Raw genomic sequence first — 23,583 nt, 5'->3', positions numbered from 1 at the left:
TCGGCCCGATCGCCGGACGCATGAGCATGGGGTGAAAGTCGGTCTAATTATAAGTTATACGAATGAAATGATATTGACGACACCCGGTGCCGATTGCGGTCGCCGGGCTTGATTGCGCGAGCGAGTCGCTTCGGGGAACGGTCCACGCGGCAGGACGCGGTGGGCGCGCCAAATCGCTAACGGGCGCGCGATGTTGGGGGGGGCGTTGCCATGTGTCGATCACGGTGCCATGTGTCGATCACGGTCCCATGTGATCGGCGCGCGACAGCGATCGGAGTTATGCATACCGGTGCGTCGCGGGTGATGCGGGCACTTCGCCGTTCCGCGGGACGGGGTTGGGTAGAGGATCGAGAGGGATCTTCGATCGCATCGTCGCCGCATGAGCGTTCACGGCCACGAGCGATGCCAGTGCCGCGGCGGTGCATGTCGACGTTCGGCGATGTCGGATGCCACACACGATACGAACAACCAAGTACACGACCGATGACGATCAAGCTACGTGCGAACGCGACCACGAACAAGCCGGCGGCCATTGCCCTGGGGGCAGCGGTGGCATTTTCCCTGCCGGCTGGTGCGGCGGGCACGCCCGTGCTGACATCGCTGGGGCAGTCCGGCGGGCTATTGATTCCATACGGATTCACGCTGCCTGAAGGAACATTCGAGGGGCAATACAACAACTACATCGATCCACGGTTCGGGAAGCAGACGACGAGTTCGGACATCGTCTGGGGCGCGATCGGCCTGTTTCCGCACGTGGAGATATCCGGCGGTCTGGCGAACTACCCAGGCGACGTACGCACGACGGTGCCGGGCTACGACCACATCGTGCTTCGACATCTGATGGCGAACGCAAAGGTCTCGATTCCGAAGTTCTTCACATACCAGCCGGACATCGCGATCGGCATCAATGACGTTGGCGGGCAAACGCATTACTTCCGGTCCACCTACGGTGTCGTATCGCAAGTGCTTGGGCCCGCGACGCTGACGGTCGGCTACGGGCACGGCGACCGGCTCGACGGGGTGTTCGGCGGCGCCGAGCTTCGGCTGTGGCACACGGGCCTGTCGCTGCTGGCGGAGCACGATTCGAAAACGCCCTATGCGGGCATCCGCTTCCAATCGCCGCCGATCAAGTGGCTGGCCGACGCGAGCCTCGTGGGCACCGTGATGCGCTCGCTCAGGCATACGGACGGGATCGCGCCGCGCACGTCGTTCTCGATCGGCGTGCAGATTCCGCTCGGCAGGCGGTTCGATGCCGCGCGCTGCGGCGACGGCTTGTGTAGCGACGCGCCGGTTGTCGCGGCAGGCACATCGGCGCCGGACGACACGCTGCGCCCTGCGGCCGCGCTCGCGCCGCTCAGCGCATTCACGCGAATCGAGCCTGCCACGCCTGCGGCGGCGGATGCTTCACGCGACGATCGAGTCATGCCGTCGCTTCACACGCCGCCGGATCTCGTTCGGACCGCCGCGCCGGCAGTCGACGCGGCGCCGGACCCGGCGGCGCTCGACAGGATCGTGCGCGCGCTGACGGACGCCGGACTCGAGCGCGTGCGCGCCGGCATGGCGGGCGCGGATCTCGTCGTCGAATATGAAAACCACCGCTACAACCAGAACGAGGCGGACGCGCTGGGCATCGCGCTCGGCGCGGCGGCGGAGTACGCGCCGAAGGGCGTCGAGACCGTGCGCATCGTAATCAAGAAAGCGAACGAGCCGGTGGGCGAGTTGAGCGTCGATCGGGCGGACTACGCGCGCTTCGTCGCGGGTGGCGCGTCGACCGCCGCCGGCGCGTCGCTGTCGATGCGCACGCGGCCGACGCACGATGCTGATTCGATTGCGTGGGTAGGCAACGCCCGCGCGCACGGGCTCGTACGGATCCAGATCGCGCCGGTCACGCACTACCTCTACGGCACTGAGTACGGCAACTTCGACTACTCCGTGGGCGCGAAAATCCAGGGCTTCGTGCCGCTGTGGCGCGGCGCGGAACTGTATTCGAGCGTGATCGTGCCAATTGCGAACAGCAAGAACATGGACAACGGCCGCGTCTACGACCAATACCGCTTGCGCGGCGGGCTGTCGACCGTTGCGCTCGTGCAGAGCTTCTGGATTGCGCCGCGCGTTTTCAACGTGACCGCGCTCGGCAAGTTCGACCTCCAGTACCTGGGCGTCGAGAACGAGACGACCGCGTTCGTACCGGGCCGTCCCGACGTGGTGCGGCTGAAGCTCGCCTATCTGCATCACGAGCCGGGCAAGGATGCGCTGCCGGCGGAGAAGAACGCGCTGCTCACGTACCGGTGGGTCGAGCCCGCATGGAAGATGTGGATCGAGGCAGGCGTCGCGCGCTATGTCGGTGGCGACAAGGGCCCGCTGATCACGTTGACGCGCTGGTTCGACGACGTGTCGTTCAGCGTGCAGGGATGGCATAGCGGCCACGGCTCGTTCGTCGGCGCGTCGGTCAGTTTCCCGTTGACGCCGCGCCAGGGCATGAAGCCGGGGATCGTGCAGATCAACGGGCCCGAGCAGTTCTCGCTCAATTTCCGCACGCGTGTCGGATCGTCGAACTATCTCGCGCAAGACGGCGCCGAGAATCTCGACTTTGCCTACAACGCGCAACAGTTCCTGCTCAATCAGGGGCGCTTCAGCGCCGAGTACTTCGCGACGCAGCTTTACCGGATGCGCGATGCCTACAAGCGCTACGCGCATTCCGCCGGCGTGGCGCCGCCCGCGACGGAGGCGGCGCTGCCGGCTGACGGCGTGCAGCCGTCGACCGCGCGCGAGGCAAGCATTCAATGATCGAGGGACCGGAGAGTCCTCGGGAAAATCGGGTTGATCTAACGGAGAAAATCAATGAAGACCATGAAGAAAGCGGCACTGAGGGCATTGCAAGTCGGCACGTTTGCGCTCGCGGGTACGCTCGCGGCCTGTGGCGGAGGTGACGACAGTCCGAGCACGACGCCTTCGAATGCGTCGTCGGCCACGATCAACGGCACGGCCGCGACCGGCGCAGCGATGGCGAACGCGGCGATCACGATCGTGTGCGCGACCGGCAACGGTTCGGGCACGGCCGACGCGAACGGCGCTTTCTCGGTCACGTTTGTGCTCGCGGGGCCGTGCGCGATCACCGGCACGAACGGGACGACCACGCTGCACTCGTTCGCGAGCGGCGGCGGCACGTTCAACGTGACGCCGTTGACCGAACTGCTGCTGACCTATCTGGCGGGGCAACTGGGCACGGACCTGAACGGGCTGCTGTCGGGCCTCGCGTCCAATCCGACGTATCAAAGCGCGTTGACGAACCCCGCTGTCGTTGCGGCTGCGGCGAATGGGGTTGCCCAGACCATCAAGAACGAAACCGGCGTCACGCTGTCGACGTCCGCGTTCCTGACGACGCCGTTCAAGCCAGGCCAGGCCGGCCAGGATTCGGACCTCGAAGCGCTGAAATCCAAGGGCGCGCTCGGAGGAAACGGCCAGCCGTCTGAGACGTTGCTCGGCAAGGTGGGTAACGCCGGCAAGGCAGCTGGCAAGCCCACCGGCGGCACCGGCGGCAGCGGCAACCCGGCGTAACGGCGAGCGAAGCCGCGCGCGGCGCCGTGCGCGCGGATTCACACCCGGCGCGTTGCCCGCCACGCGGTTCGATCTCGAACGCGCGCGCCCGGGCAACCGTGCCTTGGCGGCTGATATGACGCCCCGTGTCAATCGGGTTCGTTTTTTCAGTTTTCGAAGGCACGTTGCCTGAATTTCCCGAGGGCGACGTAGCAGCAAATCTCGCCGGGCATGCCACCTGCCGACTTGTTCCGGCCAGCGAAGTGAGTTCGAGGGTGAAAGACGAAATTGCCTCAGCGCTCAAGAAAGGGCCTGAGCTTGTCTGCACGGCTGGGATGCATCAGCTTGCGCATCGCCTTGCTCTCAATCTGACGGATCCGCTCGCGGGTCACGTCGAACTGCTTGCCGACTTCTTCAAGCGTGTGATCGGAGTTTGTGTCGAGCCCGAATCGCATCCGCAGAACCTTGGCCTCGCGCGGCGACAACCCGGCGAGTGCTTCGTCGATCGCCGCGCGCATGTTCGCGTGAATCGCCGCCTCGGCCGGTGAACTCGCCGAGACATCCTCGATCATGTCGCCGAGCGTTGCATCGGCGTCGTCACCCACCGGGGTTTCGAGCGAGACAGGTTGCTTGGCGATCTTGAGGATACCGAGCACTTTCTCCTCGGACATCTCCATGCGCTTTGCCAGCACTGCGGGATGCGCTTCCTGCCCTGTCTGTTGCAAGATTTCGCGCGATATCCGATTCAGCTTGTTGATCGTCTCGATCATGTGGACCGGCACGCGAATGGTCCGCGCCTGATCGGCGAGCGCACGCGTGACAGCCTGCCGGACCCACCAGGTCGCGTAGGTCGAGAACTTCCAGCCGCGCCGGTATTCGAACTTGTCCACGGCCTTCATCAGGCCGATATTGCCCTCCTGGATCAAATCCAGGAACTGCATGCCGCGGTTCACGTATTTCTTGGCGATTGAAATGACAAGACGAAGGTTCGCCTCGATCATCTCGCGCTTGGCCTGCCGCATTTTCAGTTCCGCGGCACTCATCTGGCGGTTGATCTGCTTGAGCTGCTGGAGCGGCAACGAGACCCGGGACTCGATGTCGACGAGTTTCTGCTGCGCCGCCTGAATCGCCGGCTGATGCCGCTCGAGCGCCGCGCCAAACTGCTGCGAGGTCGCCGCCGCTCGGGTCGTCCATTCAAGATCGGTCTCGTGGCCCGGGAACGAGTCGACAAACGCGTCGCGCGGCATGCCGCAACGGTCGACAGCAATCGCCAGGATACTGCGCTCGATCGCGCGAACCTCAGTCACTTGCCCATGGACAATTGCGCACAGGCGGTCGATGGTCTTGGCGGTAAAGCGGATCGGCGCAAGCTCACACTGGATCGCCATGCGCACTTGCGCAGCGGCTGCGGAACAGGCACCGCCAGTGACAGGCACATCCGGCAACTGCTCGAACAGTGCACGCACGCGTGCGAAAATCGCAAGACTGTCGTTCGTGAGTTCTTCGAGGCGCGCCGCGTTCGCCTTCTCCGAATCCCCGGCATCCGTTTCGACGTCGTCTTCGTCCGAATCATCGTCGGCGGCGAGTGCTTCCGCATCCTCTTCTTGGGACTCCGGCGTCATTTCGCTTTCATCGGCGTCGACACTGATGCCATCGACCAGTTCGTCGATGCGGAGTTCGCCTGCCACGATGCGGTCGACATCGGCAAGAATCGTGGACACGATCGACGGACACGCGGCAATCGCTTGAATCATGTCCTGTAGACCATCTTCGATCCGTTTCGCGACCTCGATTTCACCGGCGCGGGTCAGCAGTTCGCTGGCCCCCATCTCACGCATGTACATCCGAACCGGATCCGTGGTGCGGCCGAATTCGGAATCGACGGTCGATAGCGCAGCTTCCGCCTCCTCGTCCGCCTGATCGTCGGATGCCACGGCCGGCGCAGCGTCGGTGAGCAGGAGCGCTTCGGCGTCCGGCGCTTGTTCGTATACGGCCACGCCCATGTCGCTGAACGTGCTGACGATGGTGTCCATCGCCGCCGTTTGAGCAAAGTTGTCGGGCAGGTGATCGTTGATGTCCGCGTGGGTGAGATAGCCGCGCTCGCGACCGAGCGCGATCAACGCGCGCATCTGGTGCTGGCGCTCCTCATTCTGGCGTGCCAGTGACGCGATGTCCGTCGGCGTCAGGGCCTGGGGCTTTCCCTTTGACACACGGCGGCCGGCTTTTGCCGTGGCCGTGATTTCAGGGGATGTGGAATCGTTCCGATCAGAAATTGCCAATACATGCTCCTCGACAGATGAGCCGACGATCGTCGCGAGCATGACGCCAGAATGGGTTGCCTGCCGGGATGCGAACGGAATCGTGATACGCAAAGATGGTCGAGGCCGGGACGCCTCGCTCGAAATCCGTATGCGCAGCTTGTGGGGGGCGTGAATGATACCGGAAAGTATTGTGCGGCACAAGCACTTATGATTGGCCAACTGGCGGTATGGCAAAAAGTCGCTCGTCCCACACGACCGGTTGTGGATCCGTCACGATGATCCGCGCGGTGTCAGGATGCGCCAGATTCACGAGCACGTTGGACTCTGCACGGACGACGACGGAAGGGACGATCAGGAGTGCTGTACGCGATTCTGCCATCCATTCGTCGCCGAACTGCCGTGCTGCCTGCAGTGCCGCCGCATCCCATCCTCTCGGCAACGTTTCTGCCGTATGGCGTTCGACGCTGACGTCGTCGGGAACGATTGCTTCGACCCATCCGTGGGTTTTCGGCACCTTGCCGATGCGTGCATGCACGAGCACCTCAAGCATCGCGCCCGCGAAGGTCGACGCCGCGTAGATGACAGGCCGGCCCGGACTATTAAAGCGGCCACCGACCAGCATCGCGCCGGTGCCGCTCCAGATCGTGTGTCGCGTGTCACCGATGCGAAACAACTTCATGCCGGTAGCCCGTAGAACAGTTTCCAGAGCAACTCTTCAACCCTGCGCGCACCGAGCTCGGTCAGCGCGACGTCGAGCGGCGCCCGTCCCTCAAGTTCAGGATGTGGCGTCGACAAAAATTCCCGCGCGTCCTCTTCGTCGTTCCAGACGTAGGTGGTCGTTGCAACGATCCGGGCCAGACGCTCCGTCTTCTCCGATTCGTCTTGCGTTAGTCGATCGCGGCGGCGCTTGTAGGTCGCTTCGGGGATGATGCGGGCGAGCAGCGCGCGCCGAGCATCGGCGCCTTGCGTCGCGTGTTCGACGCCCGCGCGCAGCGCGGACTTCGGCAGACCGCCGCGCACAAGCGCTTCCAGCTCCGCCAGCGTATGCGGGAGCGGCCGCAGCCCCATGACCGCAGCCACGGCCTCAGGGGTAACGAGTAACATGGCGACCCCCATTCAGTATCATTTGATACTTCATTGTAGCGCAAATGATACCGCCCGCAAGGCGTTCTTGAAAGTTGAGACGCGGAGACGCCTCGCAAGCCGACTGTCGATGTTTGGTAGATCTTGCGCAGCGTTAGAATAGCGCCCCTTCTCATGGGAGACGACAATGTCCTGGTTCGTTTATGAAGTGCCCGAATACCACGAAGACGCTGCGCGCATCGAACCCTTCAGCGAGCTGCGTAGCCGTGTGCTGAAAGTCGGTGGCCCGGCCATGGCTGACGACCTGGAAAGCGTTCGCGAGAACGCCGCAGCGACAGCGGACACGCCCGAGCGGCCCCTGCGGACGCCGGAGAATCCGCAGGTCTTTCCGATTCCCTACGCCGACTCCATGATCCTGGTCGGGTTCATCTTCGATCTGAAGCGAGAATTCCGGCAACTGGTTGTGTCACCGGTGGAAATGCCCTGGTTGAACGACGCGTAAACGGTGGTGCGACCGGAAGTCGACGGGAGAGTGACTGCTGTTCCGGGGCCGGGTCCGACTATTCACTGCACGCTTTCGGATACACATGCGTGGAGTGGGACCCGCGCCAACGCTTATGCGCCCTCCTTCACCGCTGCTTACCACACAGGCTTCGCGAAGCCGCCGAAGAACGATTTCAATGCGCATCGGCCGTTGCGGGATGACGAGCATCTGGACACAGTGTTGACCTGGCGTGAAATACGCCGGGTATCAAAATCGCCGGCAGTGCTGCGCGATCGAGTGCTTTACTTGCTGGATGGCACACCGGTAAACCGGAAGCTGATTCACCGCACCGGCTGCCGTCGCTCTTCCTCGCGCGCGTCGGATGCATGATGAAACTCCCGGGAAAGACTCGATGAGGGCGCACCGAAGGTGCGCCGCCGGCACGCCCGTGCGTGCGATGTACTGCCCGACACGTTCATTCTCACGATCGCGGCGCGCACGGCGCCGACCGGTAGATGACGCATTCGAAATCCGCGGCCGCTTCCTTCGGGCCGCGGATGGCAGTTGAAAATCGGGCTCAGTGATGCTCGTACGGCTGCTCCGTATCGAGCGACGCGAGCGATTGCGCGGTCGTCTCTGCGGCGACGCTCGGCCGTGCAGCCACCGATTGCGATGGCTGCGCGGCGATCTTCGCTTCCGCGGCCTGGATGTCGGCGGGATAGTAAGGATCGCTACCGACCGGCTTATAGCCGGCCTTCTCGACCCGCACGAGATCGGCGCGCACGTCGGCCCGCGTGACCGCATGGTCGGTGGTTTGCGCAAATGCGAAGACCGGCGCGCTCAGCGCACAGGACAGCAGGACCGCACGAATCAGGTTGTTCATGATGTTCACCTCTCAAGATGGCATGTTCGCGTCCGCAGATCAGGCCGGACATCCGCTCCGCATCGATCTGATGAAGAGTTGTGTCCATTCTGCGATTCGCGCGCTTTCCGGAAGGTGAGGCTTCGATTACGGTCTTGTCATCTGGTCGCGACCGCATGTCGGTCACGGGCCGGCCCGTCCGGTCGGACACTGCGCACCTGCGCGCCAGCACAGATAACGGTTTCGTAATCCTCGGGTCAGGGTCGGGTCAACGCCGCGCCGGCAGACTGCACGCTCGCCGCATCGCACGCGGCATCCATGCCCTGCTTCGAGGAGCACCATCATGTGGATCGTCCGGCTGGCGTTACGCAGGCCCTACACGTTCGTCGTACTCGCACTGCTGATCTTCATCGCGGGACCGCTTGCGCTGCTGCGCACGCCAACCGACATCTTCCCGAGCATCGACATTCCGGTCGTCAGCATCGTCTGGTCATACAACGGCTTCTCCGCGGAGGACATGGCCAAGCGGATCACGTCGAACTACGAGCGCGCGCTCACGTCCGACGTCGACGACATCGAGCACATCGAGTCGCAGTCGCTGAACGGCGTGTCGGTCGTGAAGATCTTCTTCCACCCGGGCGCCGACATCAATCGCGCGATCGCGGAAGCCGCGAGCAATGCCGCGTCGATCCTGCGCATCCTGCCGCCCGGCACGTTGCCGCCGAACATCATCACGTACAACGCGTCGACGGTGCCGATCCTGCAGCTCGGGCTGTCGAGCGACACGCTCGCCGAGCAGCAGCTGTACGACCTCGGCAACAGCTTCATCCGCACGCAGCTCGCGACCGTCCAGGGCGCGGCGGTGCCGCTGCCGTTCGGCGGCAAGATCCGCCAGATCGTCGTCGACCTCGATACGCGCGCGCTGCAGGCGAAGGGGCTCGCGCCGATCGACGTCGTGAACGCGATCAACGCGCAGAACCTGATCCTGCCCGGCGGCACCGCGAAGATCGGCACGCACGAATACAACGTGCAGATGAACGGCAGCACGCAGACGGTCGCCGCGCTGAACGATCTGCCGGTGAAGACGATCGGCGGCAATGTCGTGTACGTGCGCGACGTCGCGCACGTTCGCGACGGCTACGCACCGCAGACCAACATCGTGCGGGTGGACGGCAAGCGCGCGGCGCTGCTGACGGTCGAGAAGACCGGCAGCGCGTCGACGCTGACGATCATCGACCAGGTGAAGGCGATGTTGCCGAAGATCGCGGCCGGGCTGCCGAAGGCGCTGCACATTTCGCCGCTCGACGATCAGTCGGTGTTCGTGAAGGCGGCGGTCCAGGGCGTCGTGCGCGAGGCGCTGATCGCCGCGTGCCTGACCGCGCTGATGATCCTGCTGTTCCTCGGCAGCTGGCGCGCGACGCTGATCATCGCGATCACGATCCCGCTCGCGGTGCTCACGTCGCTGCTCGCGCTGTCCGCGCTCGGCCAGACCATCAACATCATGACGCTCGGCGGGCTCGCGCTCGCGGTCGGGATCCTCGTGGACGACGCGACCGTCGCGATCGAGAACATCACGCATCATCTCGAGCTCGGCGCGCCGCTCGAGGACGCGATCCTGACCGGTTCGGGAGAAATCGCGGTGCCGACCTTCGTGTCGACGCTGTCGATCTGCATCGTGTTCGTGCCGATGTTCCTGCTCACGGGCGTCGCGCGCTATCTGTTCGTGCCGCTGGCCGAGGCCGTGATCTTCGCGATGATCGCGTCGTACTTCTTCTCGCGCACGCTGGTGCCGACCCTCGCGATGGCGCTGATGCGCGCAAAAGGAAACGGCCGGCCGCCGCGCGGCGTATTCGCGCCGCTCGTGCATTTGGCGCGTTTCCAGGCTGCGTTCGAGCATCGCTTCGAGGCCGTGCGGCTGCGCTATCGCGCGCTGCTCGCGGCGGCGATCGCGCGGCGCCGCCGCTTCGCGGCCGCGTTCCTGCTCGCATGCGTCGCGTCGACGGGCCTCTACGCGTTCGCCGGGCAGGACTTCTTCCCGTCGGTCGACACGGGCGAGATCCGCCTGCACCTGCGCGCGCCGACCGGCACGCGGATCGAGGAAACCGCGCGGCTGACCGACGAGGTCGAAGCGAAGATCCGCAGCGTGATTCCGGCGGGCGAACTCGCCGGCGTGCTCGACAACATCGGCGTGCCGGTGAGCGGGATCAACCTCACGTACGATTCATCGGATCCGATCGGCACCGAGGATGCCGACGTGCTGGTGACGCTGAAGCCGAACCACGCGTCGACCGCCGCATACGTCGCCAGGCTGCGCAACGTGCTCGCTCAGTCGTTCCCCGGCGTGACGTTCGCGTTCCTGCCGGCCGACATCGTCAGCCAGATCCTCAACTTCGGGCTGCCCGCACCAATCGACATCCAGATCGTCGGCAACAAGCTCGACCAGAACCGCGCGGTCGCGAATACGCTGCTCGCGAAGCTGCGCGGCGTGCGCGGGCTCGTCGACGCGCGTATCCAGCAACCCGGCGACGAACCGGCGATCGACGTAAACGTCGACCGCACGAAGGCGATCCAGGCCGGCCTCGAACAGCGTGACGTCGCGCAAAATCTGCTGATCGCGCTGTCCGGCAGTTCGCAGACGACGCCGAACTTCTGGCTCGATCCGCGCAACGGCGTCAGCTACCCGGTGCTCGTGCAGACGCCGCAATACACGGTGAATTCGCTGCAGTCGCTCGCGAACGTGCCGCTGCCCGCCGGCACCGCGCGCCCGCCGCAGACGCCGGCCGGCGGCCCGGCCGCGGGCACGCCCGCGCAGAACCTGCTCGGCGCGCTCGGCACGTTCTCGCGCTCGACGCAGCAGGCCGTGGTGTCGCACTACAACGTGCAGCCGGTGCTCGACATCTTCGCGTCGGTGCAGGGGCGCGATCTCGGCGGCGTCACGGCCGACGTGACGAAGCTCGTCGACGCCGCGCGCGCGCAGCTGCCGCCCGGCTCGTCGATCGTGCTGCGCGGCCAGGTGCAGGCGATGCACGAGTCGTTCGCGGGCCTGCTCGGCGGCCTGGTGCTCGCGATCTCGCTGGTCTACCTGCTGATGGTCGTCAATTTCCAATCGTGGCTCGATCCGCTCGTGATCGTCGGCGGGCTGCCGGCATCGCTCGCCGGCATCGCGTGGATGCTGTTCGTCACGCGCACCACGCTGTCGGTGCCCGCGCTGACCGGCACGATCCTGTGCATCGGCATCGCGACCGCGAACAGCATTCTCGTCGTGAACGCGGCGCGCGAGCTGCTCGCGGGCGGCGCGTCGCCGTGGCAGGCGGCGCTCGACGCCGGCTTCAGCCGCTTCCGGCCCGTCGTGATGACCGCGCTCGCGATGCTGATCGGCATGTTGCCGATGGCGCTCGGCCTCGGCGACGGCGGCGAGCAGAACGCGCCGCTCGGCCGCGCGGTGATCGGCGGCCTCGCGTTCGGCACGTGCTCGACGCTGCTGTTCGTCCCGGTGCTGTTCGGCTTCGTCCACGCATGGCTCGCGCGGCGCCGCGACGCCTCGGCCACGCGGCGCACGCAGCACGCGCCCGACACGCCGGCGCTGCGTTGAGCTCGGACGGCCGCCCCTTCTCATCATCCTTCGATTCGCCCGACCCCGGACCCATCATGAACGACTCGATCGAACCCGTCGCCCCGCCGCCCGCCGCCGAGGCGGCCACAGCAGCCACCGCCGTGACGTCCGCCGCGCGCGGCGCCGCGCCCGACACCCCGCCGGCCCGCCGCGGCCGCAAGCTGGCCGTGCCCGTCGCGGCCGTCGCGCTGGCCGCCGCGCTGCTCGCGCTCGGCATCGTGCCGCGTATCGATGCACGCGCCGCGCAGCGTGCACAGGTTGCCGCGCAACAGGCGCTGCCGGTGTCGGTCATCGTGCCCGGCACGGCGCCGGCCGACCAGACGCTGACGTTGCCCGGTTCGGTGGCGCCCTATGCGGACGCATCGATCTACGCGCGCACGAGCGGCTACATCGCGCACTGGAGCGTCGATCTCGGCACGCACGTGAAGGCCGGCCAGACGCTCGCGCAGATCTCGGCGCCCGATCTCGACGCGCAATTGCGCCAGGCGCGCGCCGACGAAGCGAGCGCGCAGGCGAACTACGACTACGCGAAATCGACCGCGCAGCGCTGGCAGGACATGCTGAAAACGCAGTCGGTCTCGCAGCAGGACACCGACACGAAGGTCGCGGACATGAACGCGAAGCGCGCGATGCTCGCGTCCGCGCAGGCGAACGTCGCGCACCTTGCCGAACTCGTGTCGTACGAGTCCGTCACCGCGCCGTTCGACGGCGTGATCACCGCGCGCAGCGTCGACGTCGGCACGCTGGTCACCGCGGGCGGCACGCCGGGCAGCCCGGGCCTGTCCGGGGAACTGTTCCATCTCGAACAGACGGACACGCTGCGCGTGTTCGTCGACGTGCCGCAGGACAGCGCGACCGGCGTATCGACCGGCACCTCCGTCTACCTGACGACGCAGCAGTATCCGGGGCGACGCTTTGCCGCGCGTGTCGCGCGCACCGCGGGCGCGATCGATCCCGTCACGCGCACGCTGCGCGTCGAGATCGACGTCGACAACCGCGACGGCGCGCTGATGCCCGGTGCGTATGCGCAGGCGCATCTCGTCGTGCCGAGCGCGGCGCCGGCGCTCGACCTGCCGGTCAGTGCGCTGTTGTTCCGCCCGAACGGCGTGACGGTCGCCACCGTCGGTACGAACGGGCGAACCGTGCTGAAGACCGTGCAGATCGGGCGCGATTTCGGCACGCGCGTGGAGATCGTCGCGGGGCTCGCGGCGACCGATCGCGTGATCGACAACCCGGGCGATGCGATCACGGCCGGCGAAGCCGTGAAGATCGTGTCGACCGTGCGCGCCGCGGCTCCGGTGGCCGCTTCGTCCGCTTCGTCCGCTTCGTCCGCTTCGTCCGCTTCGTCCGCTTCGTCCACTTCGTCCGCGCAGGCCGCGCAGGCCGCGCAGGTCGCGCAAACAGGGGTGGCGGCCATTGCCAGCGACGCGCCGCCGCTGCGCGCGGCCGGCACCGCGCCGGCCGCGTCGACGCCCGCTCCGGCGCCCGCCCGCGGCTGACCCATCGATGACGACTCACGAGATACCTGCCATGCGCCTTCCTCACCCGCTCCCGTTCGCCCGCCACGCCGTCGCGCTCGGCGCCGTCGCGGCATTGGCCACGTTGACCGCGTGCTCGACGTTGCCACCCTATTCACCGCCCGCCGTCGCGGTCCCCGCGCACTACGCGGGCGCACCGGCCGCGCAGGCCGGCTGGCACGTCGCGATGCCGGCCGATGCGGCCGCGCGCGGTGCGTGGTGGACCGTGTTCGGCGACGCCGACCTGAACGCGCTCGAAGCGCGCGTCGACGTGTCGAACCAGACAGTGAAAAAAGCCGTCGCCGATCTGCAACAGGCACGCGCGATGGTCGACTACCAGCACGCCGGGTTTCTGCCGACGATCACGGCGGGCGCCGCGCAGAGCCGCGCGCGCGTGTCGCAGAACCGGCTCGGCTCGTCGCTCGCCGGCAAGACGACGCCCGACTATCAGGCCGGCGTGGCCGCGAGCTGGGAACCCGACGTGTTCGGCCGCGTGCGCGATGCGGTGACGGGCGCGCAGGCGAACGCCGCCGCGAGCACGGCCGACCTGCAGGCCGTGAAGCTGTCGGTCACGGCCGAACTCGCGACCGATTATTTCGCGCTGCGCTCGCTCGATACGCAGAAGCAGTTGCTCGATGACACGGTGCGTGCATACGAGAACGCGCTGACGCTGCTCAGGCAGCAGCTCGCGGCCGGCGCGATCGATGCGTCGGCGGTCGCACAAGCCGAGACGCAACTCGAATCGACGCGCACGCAGGACACCGACATCGACTCGTCGCGCTCGCAGTTGCAGCACGCGATCGCGACGCTCGTCGGCGAAAGCGCGTCGACGTTCGCGCTGCCGCCGCGCGTGCAGGCGTTCCGTGTGCCGGCCATTCCGGCCGGCGTGCCGTCGGAACTGCTCGAACGGCGGCCCGACATCGCGGCCGCCGAGCGCCGTGTGGCGGCCGCGAACGCGCAGATCGGCGAGGCGCGCGCCGCGTTCTTTCCCGATCTCGTGCTGTCGGCGAGCGCAGGGCTCGAGAGTTCGTTCTTCGCGCCGTGGCTCGCCGCGCCGAGCCTGTTCTGGTCGCTCGGCCCGCAACTCGCCGGCACGCTGTTCGACGGCGGTCGCCGCAGCGCGTCGCTGCGTGGCGCGCATGCGCAGTACGACGGCGCGGTCGCAGATTACCGGCAGACCGTACTCGTCGCGTTCCAGCAGGTCGAGGATCAGTTGTCGACGATCGATGCGCTCGCGTCCGAAGCCGGCAGCCAGCAGCGCGCGACCGACGCGGCCGACCTGTCGCTGCGGCTGACGACGAATCGCTTCAACGCCGGCGCCGTCAGCTATCTGGACGTGGTGACCGCGCAGACGATCGCGCTGACGAACCGGCGCACGGCCGATCAGATCGACGCGCGCCGGATGGAGGCCGCGGTCGGGTTGTTGAAGGCGCTGGGCGGCGGCTGGCAAGCGAGCGCGGATGAGGAATCGAACACCGGCACGCACAAACGCCCGGTCGCCGCGTTACCCGACTCCGCGGTCACGCAGCCGACGGCCGGTTGAACGTGAGCACGAAGCGCGTGCCGCGCGCGTCGCTTTCGACCTGCGCGGTGCCGCCATGCAGCTCCATCACCGAGCGCACGATCGCGAGGCCGAGCCCGGCGGTGCCGCCCGGCACCCCGCCGCTGCGGGCGGGATCGCCGCGCACGAACCGGTCGAAGATCCGCGGCAGCAGCGCGGAATCGATCGGCTCCCCCGGATTCGCGACGACGACGCGCACCGCGTCGGCGGCGTCATCGACACTCAGCGTAATGACGCCGCCGGCGGGCGTGTAACGCAGCGCGTTCGCGAGCAGGTTGCCGACGGCGCGACGAAACAGCTCGACGTCGGCGATCAGATGCCCCCGCCCTTCGACGCGCAACGTCGAGCCCGCTTCGTCGGCGAGCCCCTCGAAATACTCCGCGATGCGCTCGAGTTCGTCGTGCACGTCGAACGCGCGCTGCCGCGTGACGAAGCTCGGATGCTCGGCGCGCGCGAGAAACAGCACGTTCTCGATCATCCGCGCGAGACGATCGTATTCCTCGAGATTCGATTCGAGCAGTGCCTGATACTCGTCGGCCGCACGCGGCCGCGCGAGCGCGACTTCAGTGGCGCCGCGCATGTTGTTCAACGGCGTGCGCAGGTCGTGCGCGAGATCGGCGCTGAATTGCGACAGATGCGCGAACGCTTGCTGCAGGCGGCCGAGCATCGCGTTCTGCGCATCGACGAGCGCGCGCAGCTCGCTCGGTGCACGCGACGCGTCGAGCCGCGTGTCGAGCTTGTCGACGGTGATCCGGCCGGTGTTGTCGACGATCTCGCGCAGCGGCGCGAGCGCCGTGCGGATCAGCCAGTAGCCGAGCAGCAGCGCGAACAGCGCGCCGAGCCCGCCGGCGATCTCGAGCCGGTCGCGGTAGCCGTCGAGCAGGTCGGCGCGGTCGTGCATGTTGCGCGCGATCGCGATGCGGATCGGCGTGCGGTCGCCGAGCGCGGCCTCGATCACGACGCCGCGCATCGGCGTGCCGTTGTCGGCCGTCCACGTGACCAGCCGGTCGGCCGTGATCCGCTCGTCCGCCGGAACCGGCGCCGCATGCGGCGCGAACAGCTGTGCGTCGGCCACCGGAACCGACGCGGCGGCAGGCGCATCGTCGAGCGCGGCGAGCCGCACGTTGTGGCGCGCGAGCACGTCGCCGCGCGCATCGACGGCGGCCATCGACAGCGCCTCGTTGCCGAGCACCTGGCTCGTCAAGCGCTCGGCATGCGTGCGGACTGCATCGAGCGACTCGAGCTCGCCCGCGAGCCGGCGCGTGTGGCGCGCGGCCAGCACGATGTCGAGGTCGTCCTGCGTGTTCACCTGCCGTTCGAGGCCGGCATACACGTATGCGCCGACCAGCGCGAACGCGGCAAGCGTGGTCGCGGCGAACGCGAGCGCGAGCGTCGCGGCGAGCGAGCGTGGCCGCGTCATGCGTCGTCCTTCGGTTCGAGCACGTAGCCGACGCCGCGCACGGTATGGATCAGCTTGACCGGAAACGCGTCGTCGATCTTCGCGCGCAGGCGCCGGATCGCGACCTCGACGACGTTGGTGTCGCTGTCGAAATTCATGTCCCATACGTACGATGCGATCTGCGTGCGGCTCAGCACCTCGCCCTGCCGGCGCGCGAGCAGCTGCAGCAGCGAGAATTCGCGCGGGGTGAGGTCGATGCGCGTGGCGCCGCGCTTCACGCGGCGGCGCACCACGTCGATTTCCAGATCGCCGACCGCCAGGTGTTCGGTCTCGCGCGGCGGCCCGCGACGCGCGAGCGTCCGGATGCGGGCAAGCAGCTCGACGAACGCGAACGGCTTCACGAGGTAGTCGTCGGCGCCGAGTTCGAGGCCGTGCACGCGATCCTGCACGTCGTCGCGCGCGGTCAGGAACAGCACCGGCGTCGTATGCGTGTCGCGCAGCCGCTTGAGCACACCCCAACCGTCGAGCACGGGCAGCATCACGTCGAGCACGATCACGTCGTAACGCTCTTCTTGCGCGAGCGTCAGCCCTTCGCCGCCGTCCTTCGCGAGATCGACGCTGAAGCCCGATTCCTCGAGCCCCTTCTTCAGGTACGCACCCGTCTTCGGTTCGTCTTCGACTATCAGGATACGCATGGCCGGCTCCGTCGCTTTCGTGATGACATCCGGCGATGTTACCGGCAAACGGCGACAAGGGATCGCTGCGTGCGGGCGCAAACGCCTTTGATTACAAAACGGTAATCGGGCGGTCAGCGTAGCGTGCGGTTGCGAAGCCGTGCGCGGCGGAGTGGGTAACCTGCATAAACCCTCCTCCACATCGCCATTCCAGCCGCCAGAGCGTCGCCTTCCTCTGCGTAAATCTAAGGACCAGATAACGGTATGAGAATTTCTTGGTTCTTGGATGCGTTCCACATCCCGAAAATACCAGCTCCCGACAACCGGGCGCGCGATGCGCCGCCCCGCGTCGCTCAAACAACGTTCCTCTTTCCCATGTTCAGCAGATCGTTTCGCACTACGTCGGGCCACGCGCTGTGCGTCGCCGCCCTCCTTTCCGTTTTTTCCGGCGTCGCCCGCGCGGACAGCACGCTCGATCGCATCCATCAACGTCACACGATCACGATCGGCGTGATCCTGTCGGGCCCGCCGTTCGGCTCGCTCGATCCCGCGACGCAAAAGCCGGTCGGCTTCAACGTCGATCTGGCGAACGACGTCGCGAAACGACTCGGTGTCGACGTCGAGCTGACACCGGTTCAGCCGTCGAACCGCGTGCAGTTCCTGCAGCAGGGCAAGGTCGACGCGCTGATCGCCAACATGGAGCTGACGACGGAGCGCGCGGAGATACTGTCGTATGCGCCGACGCCGTTCGAATCCATCGGCGGCGCGCTGATCGCGCGCAAGGACAGCGGTATCAAGTCCTGGGCCGACTTGCGCGGCAAGCCGGTCTGCGTGTCGCAAGGCAGCAACTACACGAAGCCGCTCGCGACGGAATACGGCGCGCAGGTGAAGGCCTTCCGCGGCCAGCCGGAATCGCTGCTCGCACTTCGCGGCAACAACTGCGTGGCCGCCGTGCACGTCGCGCCGACGTTGCGCATGCTCGTCGCGCGCAACCCCGACTGGAAGGACTACACGACGCCGCTGTCGACCGACCTGATTCCGTCGCCGGCGGTGATCTGGGTCCGCAAGGGCGAGACCGACACGCAGGGCGCGCTCGACCGGATCGTTCAGGATTGGCACCGCAGCGGCTGGTTGCTCGACGTCGAGCGCAAGAACGGCATGACGCCGTCGCAAGCCGTGCTCGACCTGCACACGAAGCTCAAGGCGCAGCGCACATGACGGTGGCCGCCGCCGTCGATGCGCTCCGCAAGTTCGGCCTCGATTACAGCTTCGTGCTCGCCGCGGACGAACGCGAGTCGTTCGTGCACGGGATGGGCGTGACGCTCGAACTGTCGATCGCGACCGCGGTCGGCAGCCTCGCCTGCGGCGTCGTGCTCGCCGCGCTGCTGGTGTCGCCGCGCGGGGCGCTCGCGCGCCCCGCGCGCGCATTCGTCGAGGTCACCCGCAACACACCGACGCTCGTGCAATTGTTCTGCGCATTCCTCGTCGTCAACATGCTGATCAGCGCCGCACTGCGCAATCTGGGCGGCAATCCGCTGACGCCGTTCATCTGGAGCGTCATCGTGATCTCGCTGCACAAGGGCGCGTTCCATGCGGAAGCGCTGCGCGCCGGCCTCGAAGCGGTACCGCGCGCAACGCTCGAGGCCGCGCAATCGCTCGGCTACAGCCGCCGCCAGCGGCTCTGGCACGTGCAGCTGCCGCTCGCGATACGCTTCGCGCTGCCCGCGCTCGTCAACAACCTGGTCGACCTCGTGAAGATGACGACGGTCGCCTCGGCGATCGCCGTCGGCGACGTCACCTATGCGTCGATCATGATCTGGACGCAACGCGACAATGTGCTCGAGTTGATGATCCTGATCCTGCTCTTCTTCGGCGCGCTCACGTTCACGGTCAACCTCGCGGGACGTTGGCTGGAACACCGCCTGAGGATACCCGGCTATGGCCATTGACATGCGCGCGCAGCCCGCGCGCCTCGTACGATGGCGCGCCGTCGCGGCAACCCTGGCCGCGCTGGCCGTCGTCGCGCTGGCCGTCGCGGGCCGCCGTCATCCGACCCTCGTCGCGCTCGCCACATGGCTGCCGGCGCTCGGCAAGGCGATGCTGGTCAACATCGGCATCAGCGCGATCGCGATCGCGATCGGCACGCTCGCCGGCCTCGTACTCGGCCCGCTGACGCTGTCGCGGCTCGGCATCGCGCGCGTGCTGGCGCGCGCGTACGTGCAGTTGTTCCGCAACGCGCCGCTGCTCGTGCTGATCTATTTTTCGACCTACGTGTTCCCGTTCGAAATCAGGTTCGGCCATGCGTCGCTGCCGTTTCCGGACTGGTTCAAGGTAACGCTCGGCCTCGCGCTGCCCGCGAGCGCGAACTTCGCGGAAATCTTCCGCGGCGCGATCCAGTCGATTCCGCATGCGCAGTGGGACGCCGCACGCTCGCTCGCGTTCAGCCGCGCGCAAGTGTTCCGCTGGATCATCCTGCCGCAATGCGTACGCCGCATGCTGCCGCCGTGGATGAACCTGTATGCGAGCATCGCGATGGCCACCGCGCTCGCGTCGCTGGTCGGCGTGCACGACCTGCTCGACACCGCGCAGGTCGCGAGCAACACCGTCGCGCGAGCCGACTTCACCGTCGTCGTCTATTTCACGGTACTCGGCCTGTTTTTCGCGTACTGCTACCCGATCGCCCGTTTCACCCGCCTTCTCGAAAGACGTCATGCATTCCACTGAAACTCCGCGCGGCGCGGACGAGCCGCTCGTCCGCCTGCGCGACGTGCACCTGTCCTACGGCACGACGCCCGTGCTGCGCGGCATCGATCTCGACGTGCACCGCGGCCAGGCCGTGTCCATCATCGGCCCGTCCGGCTCCGGCAAATCGACGATCCTGCGTTGCATCACCGGGCTGTTGCGGCCGCAGCGCGGCCTGATCGAGGTCGACGGCACGCGCGTCGACCTGCTCGCATCGGAGCGCGACGAAATCGCGCTGCGCAAGCGGGTCGGCTTCGTGTTCCAGCAATACAACCTGTTTCCGCACCTTAGCGTGCTCGACAACCTCGTCGTCGCCCCGGTCCGGATTCTCGGCCGCGATCGCAACGATGCGGTGCGCACCGCACACGCGCTGCTCGAACGCGTGCGTCTCGCGGACAAGGCGCACGCCTACCCCGGCGAGCTGTCGGGCGGCCAGCAGCAGCGCGTCGCGATCGCCCGCGCGCTCGCGATGCAGCCCGACCTGATCCTGTTCGACGAAGTGACGTCCGCGCTCGATCCGGAAACCGTCGGCGACGTGCTGTCGGTGATTCGCGATCTCGTGCGCGACGGCATGACCTGCGTGCTCGTCACGCACGAGATGCGCTTCGCCGAGGAAATCAGCGACGTCGTCTATTTCACCGAGGCGGGCGTGATCGTCGAGCACGGGTCGGCCACGCAGCTGTTCCGCGCGCCGCAAAGCCCGCGCACGCGGGCCTTCCTCGCGCATACGCTCGGTCCGGCCGGCAGCCCGCACGCAAGCCGCGACAGCGCGCCGGTCGCACTCGACCTGACGCGCTTCGCGGTCTGACTCAACGCGCTGCGTAGCGGCTCGGCGGGCGCGCGAGCCCGAGACGGTCGCGCAGCGTCGTGCCCTCGTATTCGGTGCGGAACAGGCCGCGCCGTTGCAGTTCCGGCACGACATGCGCGACGAAATCGTCGAGTCCGCCCGGGAAATACGGCGGCATGATGTTGAAGCCGTCCGCGGCGCCGCCGTCGAACCATTCCTCGAGCGCGTCGGCGACCTGCGTCGGCGTGCCCCACACGATCCGGTGCCCACGCGCGCCGGCGACGAGATAGTAGAGTTCGCGCAGCGTGAGGTTCTCGCGGCGCGCGAGATCGGTGAGCAGCTTCGCGCGGCTCTTCAGCTGATCGGATTCGGGCAGGTCGGGCAGCGGGCCGTCGAGCGGATACTTCGACACGTCGTGGCCGAGACGGTCGGACAGCAGCGTCAGCGCGCCCGACGTATCCGTCCATTGCTGGAGCTGCGCATACTTGTCCTTGGCCTCCTGCTCGGTGCGGCCGATCACCGGAAATACGCCCGGCATCACGGCAAGCGCGTCCTCGGCACGGCCGTATGCCGCGAGCCGACCCTTCAGGTCGCGATAGAAGGCCTGCGCTTCCTCGAGCGTCTGCTGCGCGGTGAACACGACTTCCGCGGTGCGCGCGGCAAGCTCCTGGCCGGGGCCCGACGAGCCGGCCTGAATCACGACCGGATGGCCCTGCGGCGGGCGCGACGCGTTGAGCGGCCCCCTCACGTTGAAGAAGCGTCCGGCGTGATCGAGCGTGTGCACCTTCGCCGGGTCGAAATACACGCCGCGCGCCTTGTCCCTGACGAGCGCGTCGTCGTCCCAGCTGTCCCACAGCCCCTTCACGACATCGACGAATTCGCCGGCCATCTCGTAGCGCTGCGCGTGATCCGGATGATTGCCGCGCGTGAAATTCGCGGCGGTGCGGTCATACGAAGTCGTCACGACGTTCCAGGCCGCGCGCCCGCCGCTCAGGTGGTCGAGCGATGCGAACACGCGCGCGATATGGTAAGGCTCGCTGTACGTCGTGGACGCGGTCGCCGCAAGGCCGATGTGCCGCGTATGCATCGCGAGCGCCGACAGCAGGCTCAGCGGCTCGAAGCGCATCGCCATCGACGGATGCGCGTCGGGGCCGCTCGTCAAGCCGTCGGCCAGGAAGACCATGTCGAACTTCGCGCGCTCGGCGGTCTGCACGACGCGGCGCAGCAGATCGAAGTTCTCGCTGCCGGATTCGGCATCGGGATGGCGCCAGCCGGCGACGTGGTGTCCTGCGCCCTGGAGGAACAACCCGAGGCGCATCTGGCGGCGGGAAGGTGTGCTGCGTTCGGTGCTCATGATTGAAGCGACGTAAAGGTGTGGAAAAGTCGGGCAAGATCGGCCGTGCTTCGCATCGTATCGATCAGTTCCGGGACGAACGCGAGTGCGGGATCGTGGGCGGTCGCGTCCGCGAACTTCGCGGCAAGGTCGTCGGCACCGACGAGGCGTTCGGTGCGTTGCCGCAGCGTGTCGCCGTTGCGCAGCGCAATCTCGACGACCGAGAAACGCGTCGCGGGATCGGTCGACGCGCGCGGCGCCGCGGCATCGTGGCGCCGCGTCACGCGTGCGGCGAGCGCGATCAGGTCGTCGCGCACGGGCACGTCGGCGAACGTCGCGACGCCGGGCGGCCCGTCCGTCAGTGCGGCGGCCACCGCGTATTCCACGCTGAAGCGCGCTTCGAGGCCGGTGGCCGGCAGTCGGTCCGACAGCGGCGTGTCGCCGCCCGGCGGGAACGTGACCACGATGCCCTCGATGTCCGCCGGCGCGATGCGATGGCGGGTGCGCAGATCGAGCGCGGCCTGCACGGCGTAATGGGTTGCCGTGCAGCACGGCCACGGCTTGAAGTACAGGCCGGGCGACACGATCTGCCACGGCGCGCCCCAGTCGGCCAGCACGCGCGCCGGCTGCGACGCGCCGCCGCCGAACACGGCGAAGAATCCTTCCGGGCCGTCGAGTGCGCCCGGTGCGCCGGTCAATCCGGCCTCGGCGAGCGCCACGGCGAACAGCCCCGCGCGCGCGGCAAGGCCCGCGTGCAACGGCTTGATCTCGCTGCCGAACTGCAGGCGCAGCCCGGCCGATTGCGTCGCGGCGATGCCGAGCGCGTTTTCGGTGGCCGCCGCATCGAGCCCGGCCAGACGCGCCGCGGCGGCGGCCGCGCCGAGCGTGCCGAGCGTCGCCGTGTTGTGGAAACCGAGTTCGTAGTGGCGGCTGCCGAGCGCGAGACCGATCCGCGCCATCGTCTCGACGCCGACGACGTAGGCGTCGAGCAGTTCGAGCGCGCTGCGTGCGCGCACCTGCGCAAGCGCGAGCAACGCCGGCAGCAGCACGGTGCCGGGATGGCCGCGCACGCTGCTGTGCACATCGTCGTAATCGAGCGCATGGCCTGCATAGCCATTGAGCAGCGCGGCATGTTGCGGCGACGCCGGTATCGCGCTGCCGATCACCGCTGCGGCGCCGGCCGAATCCCGTCCGCACGCCGCCAGCAGCTTGCGGTAACCGTTGTCGCGAGCGCCGGCGAACGCGGCGGCAAGGAAGTCGAGCAGGCCGCGCCGCGCGGCAGCGATGGCGGGCGGATTGCGCGCGGGCTCGGCGCACGCGATCGCTGCGGCCAGCCGGCGCGTGACGTCGCCCGCCGTGCCGTCGGGATTCAAGTGGGGAGACATGTCAGCCGTTGGAAAATCGCGAAATGCCGCAACGGGCGGCGCAACCGGGAACCTTCCGGTTCCTGCTCGCATGGGAGCGTTGGATACTAGCGAAGCATCCTTGCGTGCCCAACCAAGTATTCGAGCTTTCGATATCGCGCATTCAGCGTTGCTTGAACGGAGATCGGTGAGTTCGCTCCCATGAGCGGTTCCCGGTAAACACTGCCGTCGTGTGAGCGAGTTTTCGGCGGACTGACCCGGGCCCGGGCCCACAAAACTGCCGCGGTTGAAAGTGAAAAATTCTGGCATGGCGTTTTTATCAACGACTGGACCGCTGCCGAATTGATGCTAAAATTGATGCATAAA

At 67.2% G+C, this 23,583-nt stretch carries 18 protein-coding genes and 1 pseudogene; 11 read left to right on the top strand and 8 right to left on the bottom strand.

Annotated features, from left to right (window positions below):
* Positions 1–231: 231 nt before the first annotated feature.
* Complete coding sequence (locus DIE16_RS23600; RefSeq protein WP_409364466.1) at positions 232–2,787, top strand: YjbH domain-containing protein; 2,556 nt, start codon at positions 232–234, stop codon at positions 2,785–2,787.
* Positions 2,788–2,841: 54 nt separating this feature from the next.
* On the top strand, positions 2,842–3,558 hold the full coding sequence (locus DIE16_RS23595; RefSeq protein WP_124487252.1) for a carboxypeptidase regulatory-like domain-containing protein: 717 nt from the start codon (positions 2,842–2,844) through the stop codon (positions 3,556–3,558).
* A 272-nt stretch (positions 3,559–3,830) separates the two neighbouring features.
* Here DIE16_RS23595 and rpoD read toward each other — a convergent pair whose 3' ends face one another.
* From rpoD to DIE16_RS23580, 3 genes are all read right to left on the bottom strand, one after another.
* Positions 3,831–5,858 carry an RNA polymerase sigma factor RpoD gene (gene rpoD / locus DIE16_RS23590; RefSeq protein ID WP_260434437.1) on the bottom strand — a complete coding sequence of 676 codons (2,028 nt, stop codon included), beginning with the start codon at positions 5,856–5,858 and terminating at the stop codon, positions 3,831–3,833.
* 145 nt (positions 5,859–6,003) lie between these two features.
* Complete coding sequence (locus DIE16_RS23585) at positions 6,004–6,477, bottom strand: RES family NAD+ phosphorylase (RefSeq protein WP_124893517.1); 474 nt, start codon at positions 6,475–6,477, stop codon at positions 6,004–6,006.
* Positions 6,474–6,902, bottom strand: a complete 429-nt coding sequence (locus tag DIE16_RS23580; RefSeq protein ID WP_124519844.1) for an antitoxin Xre/MbcA/ParS toxin-binding domain-containing protein — start codon at positions 6,900–6,902, stop codon at positions 6,474–6,476. Before DIE16_RS23580 ends, DIE16_RS23585 begins: the two co-directional genes overlap by 4 nt.
* Before the next feature lie 166 nt (positions 6,903–7,068).
* Between DIE16_RS23580 and DIE16_RS23575 the strand changes: the two genes are divergently transcribed.
* Complete coding sequence (locus DIE16_RS23575; RefSeq protein WP_124529501.1) at positions 7,069–7,383, top strand: helicase; 315 nt, start codon at positions 7,069–7,071, stop codon at positions 7,381–7,383.
* Positions 7,384–7,488: 105 nt separating this feature from the next.
* Positions 7,489–7,713: pseudogene (locus DIE16_RS37245) on the top strand (ISNCY family transposase); the annotation flags it as partial.
* Positions 7,714–7,942: 229 nt separating this feature from the next.
* On the opposite strand, the gene DIE16_RS23565 reads toward DIE16_RS37245, so the two are convergent.
* A complete protein-coding gene (locus tag DIE16_RS23565; protein ID WP_124519845.1) occupies positions 7,943–8,248 on the bottom strand; it encodes a DUF4148 domain-containing protein in 306 nt (101 codons plus the stop codon).
* A 322-nt stretch (positions 8,249–8,570) separates the two neighbouring features.
* On the opposite strand from DIE16_RS23565, the gene DIE16_RS23560 reads away from it, so the two are divergent.
* Genes DIE16_RS23560 through DIE16_RS23550 form a run of 3 tightly spaced genes read left to right on the top strand, consistent with a single transcriptional unit; the run spans position 8,571 to position 14,900 of the window.
* Positions 8,571–11,819 (top strand): efflux RND transporter permease subunit, encoded by a 3,249-nt coding sequence (locus DIE16_RS23560; protein ID WP_124893516.1) that lies wholly within the window; start codon positions 8,571–8,573, stop codon positions 11,817–11,819.
* Positions 11,820–11,875: 56 nt separating this feature from the next.
* Entirely contained in the window at positions 11,876–13,339 is a 1,464-nt protein-coding gene (locus DIE16_RS23555) for an efflux RND transporter periplasmic adaptor subunit (protein WP_124893515.1), read from the top strand.
* A gap of 31 nt (positions 13,340–13,370) precedes the next feature.
* The gene (locus DIE16_RS23550) at positions 13,371–14,900 is read left to right on the top strand and encodes an efflux transporter outer membrane subunit (protein WP_124893514.1); all 1,530 of its coding nucleotides are present in this window, start codon (positions 13,371–13,373) and stop codon (positions 14,898–14,900) included.
* Here the strand turns inward: DIE16_RS23550 and DIE16_RS23545 are convergent.
* Together DIE16_RS23545 and DIE16_RS23540 are read right to left on the bottom strand one after the other, a co-directional pair.
* The gene (locus tag DIE16_RS23545) at positions 14,878–16,338 is read right to left on the bottom strand and encodes a heavy metal sensor histidine kinase (RefSeq protein WP_124893513.1); all 1,461 of its coding nucleotides are present in this window, start codon (positions 16,336–16,338) and stop codon (positions 14,878–14,880) included. The two genes, DIE16_RS23550 and DIE16_RS23545, sit on opposite strands and share 23 nt — an antisense overlap.
* Positions 16,335–17,012, bottom strand: a complete 678-nt coding sequence (locus DIE16_RS23540) for a heavy metal response regulator transcription factor (RefSeq protein ID WP_027786146.1) — start codon at positions 17,010–17,012, stop codon at positions 16,335–16,337. Before DIE16_RS23540 ends, DIE16_RS23545 begins: the two co-directional genes overlap by 4 nt.
* A gap of 354 nt (positions 17,013–17,366) precedes the next feature.
* Here DIE16_RS23540 and DIE16_RS23535 point away from each other — a divergent pair, with 354 nt between their 5' ends.
* Genes DIE16_RS23535 through DIE16_RS23520 form a run of 4 tightly spaced genes read left to right on the top strand, consistent with a single transcriptional unit; the run spans position 17,367 to position 20,541 of the window.
* Positions 17,367–18,209 carry a transporter substrate-binding domain-containing protein gene (locus DIE16_RS23535; RefSeq protein ID WP_124529515.1) on the top strand — a complete coding sequence of 281 codons (843 nt, stop codon included), beginning with the start codon at positions 17,367–17,369 and terminating at the stop codon, positions 18,207–18,209.
* Complete coding sequence (locus DIE16_RS23530) at positions 18,206–18,940, top strand: amino acid ABC transporter permease (RefSeq protein ID WP_124893512.1); 735 nt, start codon at positions 18,206–18,208, stop codon at positions 18,938–18,940. The genes DIE16_RS23535 and DIE16_RS23530 overlap by 4 nt, the downstream gene beginning before the upstream one ends.
* On the top strand, positions 18,930–19,715 hold the full coding sequence (locus DIE16_RS23525) for an amino acid ABC transporter permease (RefSeq protein WP_124893511.1): 786 nt from the start codon (positions 18,930–18,932) through the stop codon (positions 19,713–19,715). The genes DIE16_RS23530 and DIE16_RS23525 overlap by 11 nt, the downstream gene beginning before the upstream one ends.
* A complete protein-coding gene (locus DIE16_RS23520) occupies positions 19,702–20,541 on the top strand; it encodes an amino acid ABC transporter ATP-binding protein (protein WP_124487262.1) in 840 nt (279 codons plus the stop codon). Before DIE16_RS23525 ends, DIE16_RS23520 begins: the two co-directional genes overlap by 14 nt.
* A 1-nt stretch (position 20,542) precedes the next feature.
* On the opposite strand, the gene DIE16_RS23515 is transcribed toward DIE16_RS23520, so the two are convergent.
* Entirely contained in the window at positions 20,543–21,874 is a 1,332-nt protein-coding gene (locus DIE16_RS23515; protein ID WP_124893510.1) for an LLM class flavin-dependent oxidoreductase, read from the bottom strand.
* Positions 21,871–23,526, bottom strand: a complete 1,656-nt coding sequence (locus tag DIE16_RS23510; protein WP_260434436.1) for an MmgE/PrpD family protein — start codon at positions 23,524–23,526, stop codon at positions 21,871–21,873. The genes DIE16_RS23515 and DIE16_RS23510 overlap by 4 nt, the downstream gene beginning before the upstream one ends.
* Positions 23,527–23,583 lie beyond the last annotated feature (57 nt).

This window comes from Burkholderia sp. Bp9090 (genome assembly GCF_003857985.1).
GTDB lineage: Bacteria > Pseudomonadota > Gammaproteobacteria > Burkholderiales > Burkholderiaceae > Burkholderia.
This window is presented reverse-complemented; position numbering and strand designations above follow the sequence as displayed.

Bases quoted from the DNA above. Each gene is read 5' to 3' on its own strand.
- DIE16_RS23540 (WP_027786146.1), bottom strand. From the start codon at position 17,012: ATGCGTATCCTGATAGTCGAAGACGAACCGAAGACGGGTGCGTACCTG.
- DIE16_RS23525 (WP_124893511.1), top strand. From the start codon at position 18,930: ATGGCCATTGACATGCGCGCGCAGCCCGCGCGCCTCGTACGATGGCGC.
- DIE16_RS23530 (WP_124893512.1), top strand. From the start codon at position 18,206: ATGACGGTGGCCGCCGCCGTCGATGCGCTCCGCAAGTTCGGCCTCGAT.
- DIE16_RS23560 (WP_124893516.1), top strand. From the start codon at position 8,571: ATGTGGATCGTCCGGCTGGCGTTACGCAGGCCCTACACGTTCGTCGTA.
- DIE16_RS23555 (WP_124893515.1), top strand. From the start codon at position 11,876: ATGAACGACTCGATCGAACCCGTCGCCCCGCCGCCCGCCGCCGAGGCG.
- DIE16_RS23585 (WP_124893517.1), bottom strand. From the start codon at position 6,477: ATGAAGTTGTTTCGCATCGGTGACACGCGACACACGATCTGGAGCGGC.
- DIE16_RS23535 (WP_124529515.1), top strand. From the start codon at position 17,367: ATGTTCAGCAGATCGTTTCGCACTACGTCGGGCCACGCGCTGTGCGTC.
- DIE16_RS23595 (WP_124487252.1), top strand. From the start codon at position 2,842: ATGAAGACCATGAAGAAAGCGGCACTGAGGGCATTGCAAGTCGGCACG.
- rpoD (WP_260434437.1), bottom strand. From the start codon at position 5,858: ATGCTCGCGACGATCGTCGGCTCATCTGTCGAGGAGCATGTATTGGCA.
- DIE16_RS23510 (WP_260434436.1), bottom strand. From the start codon at position 23,526: ATGCCAGAATTTTTCACTTTCAACCGCGGCAGTTTTGTGGGCCCGGGC.
- DIE16_RS23520 (WP_124487262.1), top strand. From the start codon at position 19,702: ATGCATTCCACTGAAACTCCGCGCGGCGCGGACGAGCCGCTCGTCCGC.
- DIE16_RS23545 (WP_124893513.1), bottom strand. From the start codon at position 16,338: ATGACGCGGCCACGCTCGCTCGCCGCGACGCTCGCGCTCGCGTTCGCC.
- DIE16_RS23515 (WP_124893510.1), bottom strand. From the start codon at position 21,874: ATGAGCACCGAACGCAGCACACCTTCCCGCCGCCAGATGCGCCTCGGG.
- DIE16_RS23575 (WP_124529501.1), top strand. From the start codon at position 7,069: ATGTCCTGGTTCGTTTATGAAGTGCCCGAATACCACGAAGACGCTGCG.
- DIE16_RS23565 (WP_124519845.1), bottom strand. From the start codon at position 8,248: ATGAACAACCTGATTCGTGCGGTCCTGCTGTCCTGTGCGCTGAGCGCG.
- DIE16_RS23550 (WP_124893514.1), top strand. From the start codon at position 13,371: ATGCGCCTTCCTCACCCGCTCCCGTTCGCCCGCCACGCCGTCGCGCTC.
- DIE16_RS23580 (WP_124519844.1), bottom strand. From the start codon at position 6,902: ATGTTACTCGTTACCCCTGAGGCCGTGGCTGCGGTCATGGGGCTGCGG.